The organism is Komagataeibacter oboediens, assembly GCF_003207815.1.
Classification (GTDB): Bacteria; Pseudomonadota; Alphaproteobacteria; order Acetobacterales; family Acetobacteraceae; genus Komagataeibacter; species Komagataeibacter oboediens.
Window position 1 is genome coordinate 161,290 of record NZ_NKTX01000003.1, and the last position, 19,139, is coordinate 180,428.

Here is a 19,139-nt window from a genome sequence, read left to right on the forward strand (position 1 = left end):
CTGCCCCGATCACGAACGTTCCGGCATTCTTTTACGCTAATGAGCGTGAATATGTGGCACGACAGTAAATCAAGAAAAATGAACTGGAGTTAAACTCAGTGTTACGACGTGATTTCATGAAAGCGGGAACCGCCCTGTCCGCCATGACCGTGGCGGGTATGGCCGTGGCGCCGCGTGCCCGCGCCACCCAGAGCGGCAATTTCGATTCCACGACCGTGCGCACGCTGGCGCACCAGCTGTCGCAGCAGGCATATCAGGCCCCGTCCCAGTCGTTGCCCCCTGCGCTGCGTAACCTGAATTTTGACCAGTACAATTCCATCGCGTTCCGTTCGGAACAGGCCCTGTGGCATGGTGAGAACCTGGGTTTCGATGTCGAATTCTTTCCGCGTGGTTACCTGTATGCACCGCGCATCGACATGAATGAAGTCATTGATGGTCAGTCACGTCCCATCGCCTTCAATCCCGACATGTTCACCTATAACGATCCTGCCCTGCGGGTGAATGACGATATCGGCTTTGCCGGACTGCGGCTGCGCGCGCCGATCAATACGCCGGGCGTGATGGAAGAATTCTGCGTCTTCCTCGGCGCGTCGTATTTCCGTGCCGTGGCGAAGGGGCAGAATTACGGCCTGTCCGCGCGCGGGTTCGCCAACGGGACCGGTGACCCGAAGGGGGAGGAATTCGCACTGTTTCGCGCCTTCTGGCTGGAAAAGCCCAAGGCTGGCGTGGATAGCGTGGTCATCCATGCACTGCTGGACAGTCCGTCTCTGGTGGGGGCGTTCCGCTTTACCATCCGTCCCGGCGAGACGACGGTCTTTGATGTCCAGTCCTATCTCTATCCCCGCAAGGCCATTGCGGAATCCGGAATCGCGCCGCTGACGGGCATGTTCTATTTTGATGCGAATGACCGGACGCGCGTTGATGACTGGCGGCCTGCGGCCCATGACAGCGAAGGCCTGTCCATGTGGACGGGCAGTGGCCAGCAGTTGTGGCGTCCGCTGCGCAACCCGCGTGACCTGCAGTTCTCGGCCTTCAGTGACGTGCGCCCGCATGGTTTTGGCCTGATGCAGCGCAAGCGCGCCTTTACCGATTTCGAGGACGTGTCGCTGAATTATGAAAAGCGTCCCTCGCTGTGGATCGAGCCGATCGGGGACTGGGGCGCGGGCGCCGTGGACCTGGTGGAAATCCCGACACCCAATGAAGTGAACGATAATATCGTCGCCTTCTGGCGGCCGCAGGATGCGCTGGCGCCGGGGCGTGAATATGTGTTCACCTACCGGATGTACTGGGGGTGGGATACGCCGTGGCCCACGAAGCTGGCACGTATTTCCGCAACGCGTGTGGGGGATGCGACGGATGATTCGCATACCCGGTTCTTTGACCTCGATTTTGTCGGCACGCCTTTTGAGAATCTGCCCGAAAAGCCGCATTTCCACCTGCAGTGCCGTACCTCGGCAGGGGAGATCCGCAATGTGGTGGTCGAACCCGTTCCCCCCATCCATGGCTGGCGCAGCACGTTCGAATTCGCGCCTGGTGATGCGAAGGTGGCGGAACTGAACTGCGTGCTGGCCGATGATAATGGTCCTGTGTCGGAAGAATGGGTCTATCGATGGACACCCTAGCCGCAAACGCGCCACCCGGTCCGGCGGCGGGCCAGTCCGCGCCGCTGCTGCCGCAGGGCTGGTGTGCCCTGCCGCCCGCGGCCCCGCTGGAGATGCCGGTCCATCCGCTGGCGGCAACGCCCGACCTGCACGGACGCAGCCCGACGCCGCCCACCGAATGGCGGCTGATTCACCTGCGTCGCCTGCTGGTGATTGGTGGCGCGGTCGCCATGACGGGGCTGGCCGGTTACGAAATGGATCTGGTGTTCAATGCCGTGCAGCGTTCCGTGGCCGGTATGGTGATGCTGGTGCTGTTCGTGATGCTGTTCCTGTGGATCGCGCTGGCCTTTACCTCAGCCCTTGCCGGGTTTGCGTCAATGCTGACGCATGGCGGTCTGGGGCTGGGGATTGAACGCAGCGGTCCGCTGCCGCGCCTGACCACCCGCACCGCGCTGCTCATGCCGACCTATAATGAGGACCCGGGCCGTGTCATGGCGGGCCTGCGCGCCACCATAGACAGCCTTTCTGCAACCCTGCAGGAACGGGCGTTTGATGTGTTCATCCTGTCGGACACGACCGACCCGGATGTCTGGGTAGCGGAGGAGGCGGCCTACATGGCCCTGTGCCGCGCCACCGGCTGGGGCGGGCGGCTGTTCTACCGCCGGCGTGCGGTCAATACGGACCGCAAGGCAGGCAATATCGGCGAATGGGTGCGCACCTATGGCGCGGCCTACCAGCAGATGATCACGCTGGATGCCGACAGCGTCATGTCGGGCGACGTGATCGTGCGGCTGACGGCGGCCATGGAACGCAATCCCGGTGTCGCGCTGATCCAGTCCCTGCCGGTTATTGTCAACGGGCAGACGCTGTTTGCCCGCATGCAGCAGTTCGCGGGAAGGGTGTACGGTCCGCTGATCGCCCACGGTATTGCCTGGTGGCATGGATCGGAAGGCAATTACTGGGGCCATAACGCGGTAATCCGCACCCGCGCCTTTGCCGAGCAGGCAGGTCTGCCGCACCTGCCGGGGCGCAAGCCCTTTGGCGGCGCGATCATGAGCCACGACTTCGTGGAGGCTGCGCTGATGCGCCGGGGCGGATGGGCCATCCACATGGTTCCGGCCCTGGCCGGATCGTATGAGGAAAGCCCCCCGTCCCTGACCGATATCGCCATTCGCGACCGGCGGTGGTGCCAGGGCAACCTGCAGCATGCCAAGGTGGTGTCCGCGCGGGGCCTGCACTGGATCAGCCGGATGCATATGCTCATGGGCATCGGGTCGTATGTCACGTCGCCGCTTTGGCTGGTCTTCCTGCTGGTGGGGATTGTGGTTTCGCTGCAGAACCGTTTCTACAAGCCGGAATATTTTGGCGATACCAAGCTGCTGTACCCCCACTGGCCGCATGTTGACCCGGTTCAGGCGGAATACATGTTCATCGGCACCATGGGCGTGCTGCTGGCGCCCAAGATACTGGCCTACCTGCTGCTGCTGATTGACGGGCCACTGCGGCGCGGCTGTGGTGGCGCGTTCGCCGCGGCGGCGTCCATCGTGGTGGAAACGGTGGTAGGGGGGCTGGTGGCCCCTATCGCCATGATCATCCAGACGGCAGGGGTCATGTCCATCCTGCTGGGTCGCGACTCGGGCTGGAATGCGCAGCGGCGTGACGCGGGCGGGCTGCAGATCATGCAGAACGCCCGGCTGTATGCTGTCCATACCATACTGGGCATTGCGCTGGCGGTGGCGGCGTGGAGTGTCTCCCTGCCGCTGTTCCTGTGGATGCTGCCGGTCACGCTGGGGCTGGTCTGCGCCATACCGCTGGCGGTGCTGACGGGCAGTGCGGCGGTTGGGCAGGCTTTCCGGCGCGCCCATCTGCTGCTGATTCCCGAGGAAACTGCACCACCGCCGGTCCTGCAGGCGGCGCTGACCTATATGGTGCAGATGGCCGGGCGCCCGGTGCAGGACGCGGTGATGGCGCTGCGGGCGCGGGCCGGGCTGCTCAAGGTGCACGAAATCATGCTGCCGCCACCCCGCAGGCCGGGCGACCCGATCAATTCGGCATTGCTGGTGGGGCTGCTGAAACTGCGTGAGGCCCCCGATCTGGCCACCGCCATGCGGGAACTGAACCGGGCCGAGAAATCAGCCGTTCTGGGCAATGCGGAAGGGCTGCACCTGCTGGCGCAGCTTTCCTGATCCCCCATCAGGGCACGTCCTTCAGTCGGAGGATGTGCCTTCGGGCGGGGTGGCGATTTCCTCGCCTTCATCAGATCCATCGACCGACATGATCGCATCCAGCGATTCACACAGCTTCTGCTGGTTCGCGCTGGCCAGTTTGCCCGGGTTGGCACACAGTTTGGCCGCATCAGGCACGCAGGATTCGGTTGCGTCCTCGTAATCGGATTCCATGACATCGTGGGCCAGCGAAAGGTTGGGGTTGTGTGCGCTTTCGCTGGCTTCCTCGATGACCTTTTCCATTTTGTGCAGGTCCTCGAGCTTGTCGAGGCATGCCTTGCTGGCCAGATCCGGCTTCAGGCGCAGGACTTCCATCGCGCGCTGTACCTTCTGCGTGGCCAGGCTCTGGCCATGGGCGGACGCGCAGACCAGCGCGGGGGAAAGCAGCAAAGCAACCGGCAATGCGGCAAGGCGTATGGAATTGATGTTCACCGTAACCGTTTCCGTCTGTCCATGCCCCGGCATGAAAGGATGCAGCAGGCAGTGCCTGTACCGCACCGGGGTGCGGCCCCGCCCGTATGGGCAGGTGAAAGGCCGACTATGGCAGGAACCCACCCATGGCGAAAGATGGCGCCCGGGCGTGATGCATATACTGTATGCATAAAAATATGACCTGAAATCTCTTGATATAATAAGGGAAAAATCCGAATCGCGGCAAAAATTCGAGATTTCCCTTACATTCTCGAGAGTTTTTTAGTATAGATTGCCATCACTGAATATATTTTTTGTATCCGTTCGGAGGTTGAAGACTATCGGATCACTGTGAAATCGTTCGGAACTGCAACGATTTCGTATATCCAGCCAATTCTTGGTCTTTCCGGTGATGGGAGATCACGTGGTTGTGCCCTTTTTTGGGTAGGGCCGGGTGTTTTTTCATTGGTATTGTTATGCAACTCGTGCCGTCAGGCGCGTTTTCCTGCTGGATTGACGACTTTTGGCCGGTGATATGTATGGGGAAGCAGGTTTGCCAGGCATGATGCGCTGGCGTTTTGGCGCTGGCGCCGTTCTTCTGTTCCCGCATTGCTGTAGCCGGTCCGGGTGATTGCACACCCGAACTTGTGAAACTGAGGTTCCGCACTGGTGTTTCCGGAAAACCGGACGGTGTGGACGCAGCCTGCATCGACGCTCCACAATGAGGTGGAGCCCCTCATCTTCGTGTCGGCTGCCTGTGAAAGAGGAGTATCTCCCCTTGAAACAGACAGACAATCTGTCCGAATCAACGTCCATAGCTGATAGGCTTGGCATCCCGGCGCCCCTGTTCTGGGGGTTTGTCGGCCTGCTGTTCTTCATGATCGGTGATGGTGTCGAGGCCGGCTACCTGGCCCCCTATCTGGAGGGGCAGGGCATTTCGTCGCGTAATACCGCGCTGCTGTTTACCATTTATGGTGTGACCGTCTCGCTGTCCTCATGGGCATCGGGACCGCTGTCCGACCTGTGGGGCCCCAAGCGGGTCATGTGGATCGGCCTCGCCATCTGGGGTGTGTTCGAGGTCCTGTTCCTGACCTTTGGCGTGGCGGTCAACAGCTATCCCATCATGCTGGCAGCCTACACCATGCGTGGCTTTGGCTATCCGCTGTTCACCTATGGCTTCCTTGTATGGATTGCCGCCGCGACCCCGCCGCGTCAGCTGGGTTCGGCCGCAGGCTGGTTCTGGTTCGCCTTCTCCGGCGGGCTGCCCACGCTGGGTTCGCTGTTCGCCAGCTTCTCCATCCCTCTGATCGGTGAGATGGCGACGTTCTGGTCCTCGCTGGCGCTGGTCATGTTCGGTGGCCTGCTGGCCCTGCTGATGACGCGTGAACCGATCGGTTCCAGGCGCCTTGCGGCCCCCGGTACGCCGCCGGCCACGATCTTCTTCAGTTCGATCAGCATCCTGTGGCGTGAGCCCAAGACGTTCATCGCCATGATCGTGCGGACCATCAACACGTCGTCCGAATATGCGTTCCTGGTCATCATGCCGGCGTTCTTCACCAAGATCATCGGTTTCTCGCTGTCGCAGTGGCTGCAGCTCCTTTCGATCATCTTCCTGTCGAACATCCTGGTGAACCTGGTGTCCGGCATCACGGCTGACCGTCTGGGTCACCGTACGGTTGTCGCCCTGTTCGGTTGTGTTGGTGCCGCGATTACGGTGCCGCTGTTCTACTACGTGCCGCAGATGTTCCCTGGCAACTTCCCCATCGCTGCCGCCATGGGTGCGCTGTATGGCGCGACGATTGCTGCCTTCGTGCCGCTGTCCGGCCTGGTGCCGCAGATCTGCCCGAAGGAAAAGGCAGCTGCCCTGTCTGCCCTTGGCTTGGGTGCTGGCGCTAGCACGTGGGTTGGCCCGGCCATCGTGACGTGGTTTGAAAACTGGCGCGGGATCGAGGGGATCATCTGGATCTTCTCCGGCCTGTATGTCGCTTCGGCCCTGATGACGCTGGTGCTGACCGTTTCACCTGAAGCCCGTCGTTACATCGATGCGGCTGCGGCGCGCGGTGACGTGGCGGAAGAAGTGACGCTCGGTCACTGATCCTGCCCCATCGGTTATCAGTCCCGTTGTTTCAGGACGGGTGGAGAGCGGGCCTGCTGCAAAGCAGGCCCGTTTTTTATGGTCCGAAGAGGAAATGACCGATGATTGCTGCGGGAAAAGAGTAAAAGTTTTTGGTGAAGCTATTTTCAAAAAGCTTCAGGAAGCGCCCTTCTGAAAAAGGCAGCATCCATGAAACCCTATCCTGACAGCACGGGGCCTTAGGGTCTGTCAGACAGGCGGCATGATATGAAAAAGGCCGGCACCCGATGGGGCCGGCCTTTTTCATTCTGTCAGATACTGCGTTCGGGACGACGGCGCGGGCTGCGTGGGCGATCCGTGCCATTCGGGCTGCCTGTGGTGCGTCGTTCGTTTGTTTTCAGGGCGGGGGCGGCGCTGACTTCGCTTTCCAGCTGGCGGATGCGTTTCTGCACGCTTTCGCGCAAGGCAGGAGAAGTGTGCGATTTCATGGTGGCCAGCGTTTCACGCAGGTCGCGCAGCTGTTTCTGTTTTTCAGCAAGCGTGCGGCGGATCGGCTGGTTGTCGGACATCTGTCCGTGGAATGCGCGCATGATAAGTGTCCTGTGGACCTCGGGTCCAGGAAATGGGTTGTTAACCGGGGTGTGGAAAGACGGACAGCACGCACTGACCCCTGCCTGCGGTCATGGCAGGTTGAGCAGGCGCAGGTACGTGATGAACCGGGGGACCTAACCCCCGTTCAGCGCAAGCACATCGGCCAGTCCCGATATCAGGGCCTGACATTCAGCATCGGTACCAATTGTGATGCGTAGCCACTGTGCAATGCGCGGGGTCCGGAAATGACGCACGATGATCGCCCGTTCCCTCAGGGCGGCGGCAAGATACGCGGCGTCACGGTCCGGGTGCCGGGCAAATATGAAATTTGCCTGTGATGGCAGGATCTCGAACCCCATCTTTCCCAGGCTGTCGGTCAGCCTGTTCCGGGAGTTTATGATTTTCTCACGGGTGTTTGCAAGCCATTCCCGATCCTCGATCGCGGCGATGGCGCCTGCCTGCGCCAGACGGTCCAGCGGATAGGAATTGAAACTGTCCTTCACGCGGGTCAGGGCCGCAATCAGGTCGGGCTGCCCGATGGCGTATCCAACCCGCAGTCCCGCCAGCGCGCTGGACTTGGACAGGGTACGCACGACCAGCAGGTTGGGGTACTGCGCCACCAGCGCAATCGCCGTCTCCGCGCCGAAGTCGACATAGGCTTCATCCACGACTACCACCGCGTCGGGGTGGTCCTCCAGCACGGTGCGGATGGCGTCCAGCCCCAGCGCGATTCCGGTGGGGGCGTTGGGGTTGGGGATGATGATGCCACCACACGGCCTGCGATAGGCGGCGGTATCGATGCGCATGGCGTCATCCAGCGCCACCATCTCATGCCTTATGCCATACAGTCCGCAGTACACAGGATAGAAGCTGTAGGTAATATCGGGAAACAGCAGGGGGTCTTCGTGGTTGAGCAGCCCCTGAAAGGTATGGGCCAGCACTTCGTCCGATCCATTGCCCACGAAAACGTGGTCAACCGGGACATCATGCGCGCGCGCGATCGCGGCACACAGCGCCTGCGCCGTGGGGTCGGGATACAGGCGCAGCGTGTCGTTGGTGGCGGCGCGAATGGCCTCCAGCACCTTTGGCGACGGGCCATACGGGCATTCGTTGGTATTCAGCTTGATCAGGTTGGCCAGTCTGGGCTGTTCCCCCGGCACGTAGGGGGTCAGGGTATGGACGACAGGGCTCCAGAAACGGCTCATCAGGGTGAAATCCAGATTGTCAGGGTCATGAAAACAGGCGCGCGCCCATCCCCGGTGTGGGCACGGGCGCGCGGGAGTAAGGAAAAGAAGGGTATCAGGCCCCGGCAGGCGCCGGGCGGTTCATGGCGGACAGCAGGGCGGTATTGCCCTGGCGGGTGGCAAAGATGCGCGCGCTGATCCCCTCGCCATCACGCAGGTCAGGGTTGGCGCCATGATCCAGCAGGAAGGTCACCATGGGGTCCCGGTTGAACATGACCGCAAAGATCAGCGGCGTGCGGCCGACAAAATTGGGCACGTCAATCGCGGCCCCATGTTCCACCAGCACGCGTGCGCAGGGCAGGTCGCCCTTGAACGCCACACCGGCCAGCGCGGTCGCCCCCTTGGCGTCCTGCAGGTTGGGGTTGGCCCCACCCGCCAGCAGGGCGTGCACGGTCTTGGCATGGCCGTTATAGGCCGCCAGGATCAGCGCGGTGTAACCTTTGTCATTGCGGGTATCGGGGTTAATGCCCGCATTCAGGAATTCGCTGACCAGGTCTGTCTGTCCATCACGGGCGGCGGACAGGAACAGGGTCTCGATTTCCGCGTTGCTGAAGGATTCGGGTGCGGCGGCGGCGGGGTCGCCGCTGGCGATTGTCTTGCTCATATGCCTGCCTCGCGGGTCGGGTTGCGGAAAACGGGGGCGGGGGCCGGTCCCGTCAGATGCGGCGGATCATAGGACGGTTCGGCTGAAAAGAACATCGGGCAATCACGCATCATCGGGTTGCCGCCATGCAATGTCGCGGCATTCCCCATGGTCCATGACGCCCATCGTATCGGGGGGCAGGCCGGCCTCCTGCACGGCGCGGGCCAGCCTGTGCACGGGTTCATCCATGGGTTCATCCGTCAGGCGGAACGTGCCGAAATGCATGCCAATGCCATGCTTCGCCCCAAGCTGGCGCAGGCCTGTCAGCGCTTCCTCGGGGGTGGCATGCACGCCTGCCATGAGTGCGCGCGGGTCATACGCCCCGATGGGCAGAAGCGCGATGTCCGGCGCCCCCAGCCGTTCGCGGATCAGCCTCCAGTGCCGTCCGTGCGCGGTGTCGCCAGCAAAGAACAGCCGGTGCCCCGCCCCGTCATGCAGCATGAACCCGCCCCACAGGCTTTTGTTGCGATCGAAGGGAGTGCGGGCCGCGCCGTGACGGGCGGGGGTGCAGGTCACCTGCAGGCCCGGTATGGCCACGGACTGCCACCAGTCCAGTTCCATGATGCGCCGCAGCCCGGTCCCGCGCATGAAGCGGGCGTTGCACAGCGGGGTGACCACCAGCGGGTCATCCCCCCGCCGCGCCAGCGCGCGCAGGGTGGGCAGGTCCATGTGATCGTAATGCGCATGGGATACCAGCGCCACGTCAATGCGCGGCAGGTCGGCCAGCCCCCGTCCCGGCGCGCGCACACGTTTTGGCCCCATGAAGGAAAAGGGCGAGCAGCGCATGGAGAAGATGGGATCGGTCAGGATGCTCAACGCCGTGCCGTCGGGGCGGGGCAGGCGGATCAGGAACGTGCTGTGCCCGATAAATGTCACCTGTACCGTTGCCGCCGCAGACGGGGCATGCGGGTCGCCTTTGGGCGGCGGGTTCCCGATCCATTTGGGCCAGTCCGATTTCGGTCGGTTCCACTGCCATTTCAGGATGGACAGGCGGCGCATCCGCCCCGGCGGCGTGGCGTCGGGGCGGATGGCGGGGGGATTGAAAAAGCGGGTGCCATCCGTGTGGTCGCTGGCGGGTAGCTGGGGCATGCGTGGTCTCCATCGGCCGACGGGCACGACCCCTGATCTGGTGGGGAAGGTCGGGCGGCATGTCAAATTCCGCCCGTATGTGTGACGGGGGGCAACCGTGCGGGATGCCACGCGCTGCTATAGGGCAATGGCAAGGCGCGGCCCCCTGCCGGCCGGGACGTGGTAACGGCTTGATGAGATGGCTTGTTCCGTCCCGAAGGTCGTGAGAAGGTGCGTGCCGTAAAAAGCCTTTTTCCCTGCGTCCCGCGCTGTCCGCCGCCGGGTGGCCCGGATGCTGGTGGTGTGGAAAGAAAAACAAGAAAGGTTGTCGTGTTCAGGCATCAGGCCCGGCCCGATCAGGACAACGACCATGGCTGTAAGGAGGCCGGTCTCTCATGCGTTCCCTGACTACATCCCCCCTGATGGCACCTGAAGGAGGTGGCGCAATGCCCACCAATATCGATACGCTGTGCATCAACACAATCCGCACACTGTCCATGGACGCGGTGCAGAAAGCCAATTCCGGCCACCCCGGCACCCCCATGGCGCTTGCTCCCGTCGGCTATACGCTGTGGCGCGATGTGCTGAACTACGACCCGGCCAATCCGCTATGGCCCAACCGCGACCGTTTCGTGCTGTCGATCGGCCACGCGTCCATGCTGCTGTATTCGCTGATCTATCTGGCCGGCATCCGCGACATACGCCCTGGTGGGGTCAGCAATGACCGTCCCGCGCTGACGCTGGAGGATATCGAGCAGTTCCGCCAGCTGGACTCGCTCACCCCCGGCCACCCCGAATACCATCATACCGCAGGTGTCGAGACCACGACCGGCCCGCTGGGTCAGGGCTGCGGCAATTCCGTTGGCATGGCGATCGCGGAAAAATGGCTGGCCGAGCACTATAACCGGCCCGGATTCAAGCTGTTCGATCACCATATCTATACAATGTGCGGTGATGGCGACAACATGGAAGGCGTCGCCAGCGAGGCCGCGTCCATTGCGGGCCACCTGAAGCTGGGCAACTTGACATGGATCTATGACAGCAATCATATCTCCATCGAAGGCTCGACCCGGATCGCCTTTACCGAAAGCGTGCACAAGCGCTTCGAGGCCTATGGCTGGCATGTGCTGGAACTCAAGGACGCCAACGATACGGGCGATTTCCGTCGCCTGCTGGCCGAAGCGAAGGCCGAAACGTCACGGCCTACGCTGATCATCGTCCATTCCATCATCGGCTGGGGCGCGCCGCACCTTGCCGGGACGGCGGAAGCGCACGGTTCCCCGCTGGGTGTCGAGGAAATCCGCGAGACCAAGAAATTCTATGGCTGGCCGGAAGACAGGGACTTCTACGTGCCCGATGGCGTGGCCGAACATTTCCAGGCGGGCATCGCCACCCGTGGCGCTGCCGCGTCGAAGGCGTGGGACGAACTGTTCGCCGCCTACCGCGCCAAATATCCGGCCGAGGCCGCACAGCTGGATCACATCTTCGCGGGGACGCTGCCCGAAGGATGGGACAAGGACATCCCGGTATTCGACGCGGATGCCAAGGGTGTCGCCTCACGCGCAAGTTCGGGCAAGGTCCTGAACGAAATCGCGAAGAACTATCCGTGGATGATCGGCGGTTCGGCCGACCTGTCGCCATCCACCAAGACACACCTGACATTCGATGGCGCGGGTGATTTCCAGCCGCCGCAGTGGGGCGGCACCTATGGCGGGCGTAACCTGCATTTCGGCGTGCGTGAACATGCGATGGGGTCGATCAGCAATGGTCTGGCGCTGTATGGCATCCGGGCCTACTGCTCGGGCTTCCTGATCTTCTCGGATTACATGAAGCCGCCGATCCGGCTGTCGTCGCTGATGAAGCTGCCGGTGACCTATATCTTCACCCACGATTCGATCGGGGTAGGGGAAGACGGCCCGACTCACCAGCCCATCGAACAGCTGGCCCAGCTGCGCGCCACCCCCGGCGTGACCGTGCTGCGCCCGGCGGATGCGAACGAGGTGGCCGAAGCCTGGCGCACGCTGGTCCGGATCACGGACCGCCCCAGCGTGCTGGCGCTGAGCCGCCAGAACCTGCCCACCATCTGCCGCAAGACCTATGCGCCAGCAACAGGGCTGGCAAAAGGGGCCTATGTCCTTGCGGATGCCGACGGGCGTCCCGATGTCATCCTTATGGCAACGGGTAGCGAAGTCGGGCTGATCATCAAGGCGGCGGAGAAGCTGAAGGCGGATGGCATCAAGGTGCGTCTTGTCTCCATGCCGTCGTGGGATCTGTTCGAAGCGCAGCCCAAATCCTATCGCGACAGCGTGCTGCCGCCCGACATCACTGCGCGCGTTGCGGTGGAACAGGCGGCCCAGCTGGGCTGGGACCGGTATACCGGCCTTGCGGGGGAGACGATCGTCATGCACGGCTTTGGCGCTTCCGCCCCGGCGGGACAGCTGGAGGTCAAATTCGGGTTCACGGTTGATGCCGTGGTGGCCGCTGCCCGCAGGCAGGCGGGCAAATAGGCACAATGGACGGGCAGGCGGGACATGACGTTCCGCCTGCCCTGTTTTTTGAAGACGCAGTATTGGCGGCGCGGGGCTTTCCCGCGCCGTCGGCAAGCAAAGGAAGCACAGCATGAGTGCGCGTGAATCTGGTGGCGAAAATCCGTTAAAGGAACTGGCCCGCTATGGTCAGTCCCCATGGCTGGACTTTATCCAGCGCTCCTATACCGAAAATGGCAGCCTGAAGAAGCTGGTGGATGAAGACGGGCTGAAGGGCGTGACCTCCAATCCCGCCATTTTCCAGAAAGCCATGGGTCAGGGCACGGATTACGATGCCCAGATCCGTTCGGTGCTGGCCCATCAGGTTCTTGACGCGGGCGCGCTGTATGAACTGCTGGCCGTGGACGACATCCGCGCCGCGGCCAGGGTGCTGTATCCCGTCTATGAACAGACAAAGGCCGTGGATGGCTATGTCAGCCTCGAAGTCTCGCCCTATCTGGCGCGTGACACCAAGGGCACGCTGCACGAGGCACTGCGTCTGTGGAAAGCGGTCGATGCCCGCAACCTCATGATCAAGATTCCCGGCACCGAGGAAGGCGTGCCCGCCGTGCGCGCTACCATTGCCGAAGGGCTGAGCATCAACGTCACGCTGCTGTTCTCGATCGATGCGTACAAGAAGGTTCTGGAAGCCTACATCACCGGACTGGAAGACCGTCTTGGCCGTGGTGAAAGCGTAAAGAACATCGCCAGTGTCGCGTCCTTCTTCGTCAGCCGCATCGACGTGAAGATCGACAAGGAAATCGACACCCGCGTGGCGAAGGGCGACAAGGACAGTGCGGCGCTGAAGGCGCTGCGCGGCAAGGTGGCGATCGCCAACGCCAAGATGGCGTATGAACACTGGAAGGCCGTGATGGCCAGCCCGCGCTGGAAAAAGCTGGCTGATGCCGGCGCCCAGCCACAGCGCCTGCTGTGGGCCAGCACGGGCACTAAGGACAAGTCCTTCAGCGATGTACTGTATGTGGACGGCCTGATCGGCCCCGAGACGGTCAACACCATCCCCCCCGTGACGTTCGATGCCTTCCGTGACCACGGCAAGGTCGCCCCGACCCTGACGCAGGATGTCGAGGGCGCGAAGAAGGTTCTTGCGGAAGCCCGGCGGCTCGGCCTTGATCTGGATGGCGTGACGAAGGTGCTGGTGGATGAGGGGGTTGCCTCCTTCGCCGATGCGTTTGATGACCTGCTGGGATCGGTTGCGGCCAAACAGGCGGCATTCCTTGGCAAGAAGGTCACGTCCACCGCGCTCAAGCTGCCTGCGGACCTGCAGAAGGCGGTCGATGCGGAACTGGAGACATGGCGCAAGAAAGGCAATGTCCGTCGCGTATGGGACAAGGATGCAACCCTTTGGACCGGCAAGGATGAGGCAAGCTGGCTGAAATGGCTGGACATCACCGATGACCAGGTTGCGGCCCTGTCGAAATTCGAGAATTTCCAGGCGGAAGTGAAGGCACGCGGCTTCCGCGATGCGCTGCTGCTGGGCATGGGCGGTTCAAGCCTTGGGCCTGAAGTGCTGGCCCAGACATTTGGCAAGCATGAAGGCTTTCCGCACCTGTACGTGCTGGACAGCACGGACCCGCAGCAGGTACGTGATTTCGAGAAAAAGATCGATATCAGCAAGACGCTGTTCATCGTCTCGTCCAAATCCGGCGGCACGCTGGAGCCGAACATCCTCAAGGCCTATTTCTTCGATCAGGCGAAAAAGGTGCTGGGCGACAAGGCCGGTTCGCACTTCATCACCGTGACCGATCCGGGTTCGCACATGGAAGACGTGGCGAAGAAGGACGGGTTCTGGAAAATCTTCTACGGTGAAAAGCAGATCGGTGGCCGGTACTCCGTCCTGTCCGATTTTGGCATGGTGCCGGCAGCCGTTGCCGGCCTGCCGCTGAAGCTGCTGCTGGAATCGGCACAGCGTGGCGAGAAATCCTGTGCCGCCTCCGTCCCGCCCGCGCAGAATCCCGGCGTGGTGCTGGGGGCCGTGCTGGGTGTGGCCGCGCGCGATTTCGGTCGTGACAAGGTGACCATCATCGCATCGCCCGGCATTTACGACATGGGCGCATGGCTGGAACAGCTGATTGCGGAATCGACCGGCAAGGACGGCAAGGGCCTGATCCCCATCGATGATGAAACCATCGGCAAGCCGGGCGTGTATGGCAGGGACCGGGTGTTTGCCTACCTGCGGCTGGCTGAAGATCCCTGCCCGAAGCAGGACGCGGCCTTCGCCGCGCTGGCCGAAGCGGGTGAGCCGGTCGTCACCATCGAACTGCATGAACGCCGTCAGGTGCTGGAGGAATTCTTCCGCTGGGAATTCGCGACCGCCGTCGCCGGTGCGGTGATCGGGATCAACCCGTTCAACCAGCCCGATGTCGAGGAATCGAAGATCGAAACCAAGAAGATCACCACCGCCTATAACGAAACCGGCAGGCTGCCGCCGTATGAGCCGTTTGCCAAGGACGGCCCCTTCGCCTTCTATGCCGATCCGAAAAATGCCGCGGCACTGGGTGGTGGCAAGACGGCGGAAGCGATCCTGAAAGCACATTTCGCCCGCGGGAAGGCAGGTGATTACGTTGCCCTGCTGGCCTATATCGACCGCGATACATGGACGCGTGAATGGATACAGAAGGTACGCCTTGACCTGCGTGACGCGCTGAAGCTGGCCACGGCCGCCGAATTCGGCCCCCGTTTCCAGCATTCGACCGGGCAGGCCTACAAGGGTGGTCCAGACACGGGCGTATTCCTGCAGATTACATGTGATGATGAGGTCAACCTGCCGGTGCCGGGGGAAAAATATACCTTCAGCATCGTCAAGGAAGCGCAGGCCCGTGGCGACATGGAGGTACTGGCCGAACGTGGCCGCCGTGTGCTGCGTGTTCACATTCATGGTGAACTGAAGGCCGGTCTTGAAAAACTTGGGCAGGATATTGCCCGCGCGGTCTGACCGCATGCTGGCCCGCCCCCTCTGACGAAGGGGCGGGTTTTTTGATGGGGGTCATTGGGAAATGGCCATGATGGCGGTAGGACTACGGTCCTATCCCATCTTCTAGGAGTGTTTGATCATGCAAATCGGTATTGTTGGCCTTGGCAAGATGGGCGGCAACATTTCCATCCGCCTGACCCGCCACGGTCATGACGTGGTGGCCTTTGACCGTGATCCCGCCGTGACCGCCAAGGTCTGCGCGCAGGGTGAAGGCAATCGCTGCACTCCCGCCACCGGGCTGAAAGACATGGTGGGCAAGCTTGCGGGCCGCAAGGTTGTCTGGCTCATGCTGCCTGCGGGCGAGGTGACGGAACAGGCCGTGCAGGAACTCGGGACGCTCATGGGCAAGGGCGATATCGTGATCGACGGCGGCAATTCGTTTTACAAGGACGACATCCGCCGTGCCGCGGAACTGATGAAAAAGGGCATCCATTACGTTGATGTCGGTACGTCGGGCGGCGTGTGGGGCCTGGAACGCGGGTACTGCATGATGTACGGCGGCACCAAGGACGCCACGGATTACATCGACCCCATCCTGTCTGCGCTGGCGCCGGGAATTGGCGACATCCCGCGTACGCCGGGCCGTGACAAGTCCGGTTTCGACCCGCGTGCCGAGCAGGGCTACCTGCATTGCGGTCCCGCAGGTTCCGGCCATTTCGTGAAAATGGTCCATAACGGCATCGAATACGGCATCATGCAGGCCTTCGCCGAAGGCTTTGACGTGATGAAGTCCAAGAATTCGACCGACCTGCCCGAAGACCAGCGTTTTGAGCTGAACATGCCCGACATTGCCGAAGTCTGGCGCCGTGGCAGCGTGGTGTCGTCGTGGCTGCTTGACCTGTCGGCCAGCGCGCTTGCGGGCAACCCCGACCTGTCGAACTACAAGGGCGACGTGGCCGATTCGGGCGAAGGCCGCTGGACCATTGAGGCCGCGATCGAAGAGGCGGTGCCGGTGCCCGTCATTACCGCGTCGCTGTTCACGCGCTTCCGTTCGCGCACGGGCAACAACTTTGCCGAAAAGATGCTGTCTGCCATGCGCTTCGGTTTTGGCGGTCACATTGAGGGTACGAATAACTGATCTGACACGCGGTTGGTAACTGACGGGACGCCGGGATGCTACGCATTCCGGGTCCCGGCTGTTTCTGGAAAAAACGACAGCGCTCAATGACTGCAACCGGAACAGCCGGGGAAGGAAGACAGGCGGAAACAGTCCAGGGACAGCAGTATAATGGAAAACATCATTGCCTCGGCGGTATCACAGGTTGGCGATACCGGGCATGAAACCGCCCCACGGCGCAGCCCACCGGGATCATTTGTCATTTTCGGCGGGGGAGGCGACCTGACGCGCCGCCTCCTGCTGCCTGCCATTTACAATCTTGCCTGTGCCGGACTGCTGGATGACGGGTTCAGCGTCGTGGCGGTTGACCGGGCCGAACTGACTGATGAGCAGTTGCAGCGCAATGTCCGTGCGGCGCTGGAGGACTTCGCTGCCCGCCGGGGTGCTGAAGCCGTGACATTGCGCGAGGACGTCTGGACATGGATGAAACCGCGCATCCGCTACGTGCGCGGCGATTTTGAAACCATGCAGACGTATCAGGACATCACTGCGGTGGTAGGCGATCAGAACTGCATCTTCTACCTTGCCGTGGCCGCCCGTTTCTTTGGCCCCATCGTGGACCGGCTGGGGGAGGCGGGACTGGTGCGCGAGGGACGTCACACCTTCCGCCGCGTCATTGTCGAAAAGCCCTTTGGCAACGACCTGTCTTCCGCCGTGGCGCTGAATGAACGGCTGCTGCGCACCCTGACGGAACAGCAGATTTACCGTATCGACCATTATCTTGGTAAGGAAACGGTCCAGAACATTCTGGCGCTACGGTTTTCCAACGGTTTTTTCGAACCCCTGTGGAACCGTCAGAACATTGACCATGTGCAGATCACGGCTGCCGAGACGGTGGGCGTGGAACAGCGCGCGAAGTTTTACGAGGGCACCGGCGCCCTGCGCGACATGGTGCCAAACCACGTCATGCAGCTTCTGGCCATGACGGCGATGGAAGCGCCCATTTCCTTTGATGCTGATGCCGTGCGCAATGAAAAGACCAAGGTGCTGGATGCCATCCATCCCCTCTCACCGCAGGATGTGGTGCGCGGGCAGTACGCCCCCGGCGTAGTGAATGGGAAGGAAGTGCCCGGCTACCGGCAGGAACCCGGTGTTGACCCCCATTCCCTGACCGAAACCTATATGGCGATGAAGTTCCAGATCGATAACTGGCGCTGGGCCGGGGTGCCGTTTTATGTGCGCACGGGCAAGCGGCTGGCCGCGCGCAAGACCGAAATTGCCATACATTTCAAATCCGCGCCCTATGCGCTGTTCCGCGATACGCCGGTGGACAAGCTGGCCCCCAACATCATGGTCATCCATATCCAGCCGACGGAAGGCGTGACCATGCAGTTTTCCGCCAAGATCCCCGGTCCGTCCGTGCGGCTGGGCGGGGTGCGGATGAAATTCGATTATGCCGAATGGTTCAGCGAAGGACCCAGCACGGGTTACGAGACCCTGATCTATGACTGCATGATCGGTGACGCCACCCTGTTCCAGCGTGCGGATAATATCGAGGCCGGATGGCGCGCCGTACAGCCGGTTCTGGACTGGGGACAGGACGCGCGGAGCCTTGATTTTTACGCGGCTGGCAGTGAGGGACCGGAAGCGGCCGACGCCCTGCTGGCCCGCGATCACCGCCACTGGCTGAAGATTGGATGATGCCCATGACCCCACCCGTTGCTCCCGCAGGCGGCGTCCGCCTTGTCGTATCCGATATTGACGGGACCCTGATTACACCGGACCGCACGCTGACCCCCGCCGCCTGTCGCGCTGCGGATGACGTGCGGGCCGCGGGCATCAGGCTCAGCCTGGTCAGCAGCCGTGCACCCCGTGGCATGATGCAGTTTGTCCGTGAACTGCGCATCGATACCCCCATTGCCGGGCTGAATGGCGGCCTGATCTGCGATCCTGACGGTACGATCCGCGAACGGCTGTCCCTTGACCCGGCAGCGGCGCGGGCGGCGGTTGAATTCCTGATCGCCCACGGGGTCGAGCCGTGGCTGTACATCGACCATGACTGGCTGGTGCGCCGCGATGATACGCCTCAGGTCCGTCATGAACGTGACGTGGTACGGACCACTCCGGTACGGGTGGATGATTTTGACGGTCATTATGAACATGTCGGCAAGATCATGGGTGTATCGACCGATCCCGCCACCCTGCCGGAGGTGGAACGGGCGCTTGCAGACCTTCTGGCGGGCAAGGCGAGTGTACATCGTTCCTCGCCCATTTACCTTGATATTACGCATCCGCAGGCGAACAAGGGCTATGCGGCAAAAGAACTGGCAAAACTGCTGGATATTGATATCCGGAATACGGCGTGTATCGGGGATATGAACAACGATATTCCCATGCTGAAGGAAGCCGGGGTCAGTATCGCCATGGGCAACGCGCCCGACAATGTGAAGGCCCATGCCCGTTTCGTGACGCGATCCAATACGGATGACGGGTGGGCTTTTGCCATGGAAAGTTTTGTACTGCACCGCGCATAGGCGCGTGGCACAGAAGGGAGAGGCAATATGCCCCAGGACGCAGCAGCAACACCGGCCAGCCAGATCAGGCTGGTGCTGGCCGATGTGGACGGCACGCTGGTCACGAAGGACAAGATCCTGACACCACGCGCCATCCGGGCTGTCGAACGCCTGCGTGAACGTGGCATCCTGTTC

General features: G+C 62.0%; 14 protein-coding genes. 9 read left to right on the plus strand and 5 right to left on the minus strand.

Annotation, left to right across the window (positions count from 1 at the left end):
• The first annotated feature begins 116 nt into the window (after positions 1-116).
• Positions 117-1,622, plus strand: coding sequence for a glucan biosynthesis protein (locus tag CFR80_RS03640; protein WP_048855514.1), 1,506 nt, complete (start codon positions 117-119; stop codon positions 1,620-1,622).
• Positions 1,610-3,787 (plus strand): glucans biosynthesis glucosyltransferase MdoH, encoded by a 2,178-nt coding sequence (mdoH, locus tag CFR80_RS03645; RefSeq protein WP_010514138.1) that lies wholly within the window; start codon positions 1,610-1,612, stop codon positions 3,785-3,787. Before CFR80_RS03640 ends, mdoH begins: the two co-directional genes overlap by 13 nt.
• A gap of 21 nt (positions 3,788-3,808) precedes the next feature.
• Here the strand turns inward: mdoH and CFR80_RS03650 are convergent, their stop codons facing one another.
• Entirely contained in the window at positions 3,809-4,258 is a 450-nt protein-coding gene (locus tag CFR80_RS03650) for a hypothetical protein (RefSeq protein ID WP_029329423.1), read from the minus strand.
• Between the two features lie 757 nt (positions 4,259-5,015).
• On the opposite strand from CFR80_RS03650, the gene CFR80_RS03655 reads away from it, so the two are divergent.
• Positions 5,016-6,332 (plus strand): MFS transporter, encoded by a 1,317-nt coding sequence (locus CFR80_RS03655; protein WP_010514136.1) that lies wholly within the window; start codon positions 5,016-5,018, stop codon positions 6,330-6,332.
• 290 nt (positions 6,333-6,622) lie between these two features.
• Here the strand turns inward: CFR80_RS03655 and CFR80_RS03660 are convergent, their stop codons facing one another.
• The 4 genes from CFR80_RS03660 to CFR80_RS03675 form a co-directional block, all read right to left on the minus strand.
• The gene (locus tag CFR80_RS03660; RefSeq protein ID WP_010514135.1) at positions 6,623-6,901 is read right to left on the minus strand and encodes a hypothetical protein; all 279 of its coding nucleotides are present in this window, start codon (positions 6,899-6,901) and stop codon (positions 6,623-6,625) included.
• Positions 6,902-7,036: 135 nt separating this feature from the next.
• The gene (gene hisC, locus CFR80_RS03665) at positions 7,037-8,107 is read right to left on the minus strand and encodes a histidinol-phosphate transaminase (protein ID WP_010514134.1); all 1,071 of its coding nucleotides are present in this window, start codon (positions 8,105-8,107) and stop codon (positions 7,037-7,039) included.
• A gap of 94 nt (positions 8,108-8,201) precedes the next feature.
• Entirely contained in the window at positions 8,202-8,750 is a 549-nt protein-coding gene (locus tag CFR80_RS03670) for an ankyrin repeat domain-containing protein (protein WP_010514133.1), read from the minus strand.
• Between the two features lie 102 nt (positions 8,751-8,852).
• Complete coding sequence (locus CFR80_RS03675) at positions 8,853-9,878, minus strand: MBL fold metallo-hydrolase (RefSeq protein WP_010514132.1); 1,026 nt, start codon at positions 9,876-9,878, stop codon at positions 8,853-8,855.
• Between the two features lie 374 nt (positions 9,879-10,252).
• Here CFR80_RS03675 and tkt point away from each other — a divergent pair, with 374 nt between their 5' ends.
• From tkt to CFR80_RS03710, 6 genes are all read left to right on the plus strand, one after another.
• Entirely contained in the window at positions 10,253-12,364 is a 2,112-nt protein-coding gene (gene tkt / locus CFR80_RS03685; protein WP_029329421.1) for a transketolase, read from the plus strand.
• A gap of 112 nt (positions 12,365-12,476) precedes the next feature.
• Positions 12,477-15,335 carry a bifunctional transaldolase/phosoglucose isomerase gene (locus CFR80_RS03690; RefSeq protein ID WP_010514130.1) on the plus strand — a complete coding sequence of 953 codons (2,859 nt, stop codon included), beginning with the start codon at positions 12,477-12,479 and terminating at the stop codon, positions 15,333-15,335.
• Positions 15,336-15,453: 118 nt separating this feature from the next.
• Positions 15,454-16,452, plus strand: a complete 999-nt coding sequence (gene gnd / locus CFR80_RS03695; protein WP_010514129.1) for a phosphogluconate dehydrogenase (NAD(+)-dependent, decarboxylating) — start codon at positions 15,454-15,456, stop codon at positions 16,450-16,452.
• A gap of 150 nt (positions 16,453-16,602) precedes the next feature.
• Complete coding sequence (zwf, locus tag CFR80_RS03700) at positions 16,603-18,132, plus strand: glucose-6-phosphate dehydrogenase (RefSeq protein WP_010514128.1); 1,530 nt, start codon at positions 16,603-16,605, stop codon at positions 18,130-18,132.
• Positions 18,129-18,965 (plus strand): Cof-type HAD-IIB family hydrolase, encoded by an 837-nt coding sequence (locus CFR80_RS03705; protein WP_083819080.1) that lies wholly within the window; start codon positions 18,129-18,131, stop codon positions 18,963-18,965. Before zwf ends, CFR80_RS03705 begins: the two co-directional genes overlap by 4 nt.
• A gap of 27 nt (positions 18,966-18,992) precedes the next feature.
• The coding region (locus CFR80_RS03710) for an HAD family hydrolase (protein ID WP_181418156.1) at positions 18,993-19,139 on the plus strand (147 nt) is incomplete at its 3' end.

What these genes read in the sequence shown, in the direction of transcription:
- CFR80_RS03640 (WP_048855514.1), top strand. Translation starts at nt 117, where the DNA reads ATGAAAGCGGGAACCGCCCTGTCCGCCATGACCGTGGCGGGTATGGCC.
- mdoH (WP_010514138.1), top strand. Translation starts at nt 1,610, where the DNA reads ATGGACACCCTAGCCGCAAACGCGCCACCCGGTCCGGCGGCGGGCCAG.
- CFR80_RS03660 (WP_010514135.1), bottom strand. Translation starts at nt 6,901, where the DNA reads ATGCGCGCATTCCACGGACAGATGTCCGACAACCAGCCGATCCGCCGC.
- hisC (WP_010514134.1), bottom strand. Translation starts at nt 8,107, where the DNA reads ATGAGCCGTTTCTGGAGCCCTGTCGTCCATACCCTGACCCCCTACGTG.
- CFR80_RS03670 (WP_010514133.1), bottom strand. Translation starts at nt 8,750, where the DNA reads ATGAGCAAGACAATCGCCAGCGGCGACCCCGCCGCCGCCGCACCCGAA.
- CFR80_RS03675 (WP_010514132.1), bottom strand. Translation starts at nt 9,878, where the DNA reads ATGCCCCAGCTACCCGCCAGCGACCACACGGATGGCACCCGCTTTTTC.
- tkt (WP_029329421.1), top strand. Translation starts at nt 10,253, where the DNA reads ATGCGTTCCCTGACTACATCCCCCCTGATGGCACCTGAAGGAGGTGGC.
- CFR80_RS03690 (WP_010514130.1), top strand. Translation starts at nt 12,477, where the DNA reads ATGAGTGCGCGTGAATCTGGTGGCGAAAATCCGTTAAAGGAACTGGCC.
- gnd (WP_010514129.1), top strand. Translation starts at nt 15,454, where the DNA reads ATGCAAATCGGTATTGTTGGCCTTGGCAAGATGGGCGGCAACATTTCC.
- zwf (WP_010514128.1), top strand. Translation starts at nt 16,603, where the DNA reads ATGGAAAACATCATTGCCTCGGCGGTATCACAGGTTGGCGATACCGGG.
- CFR80_RS03705 (WP_083819080.1), top strand. Translation starts at nt 18,129, where the DNA reads ATGATGCCCATGACCCCACCCGTTGCTCCCGCAGGCGGCGTCCGCCTT.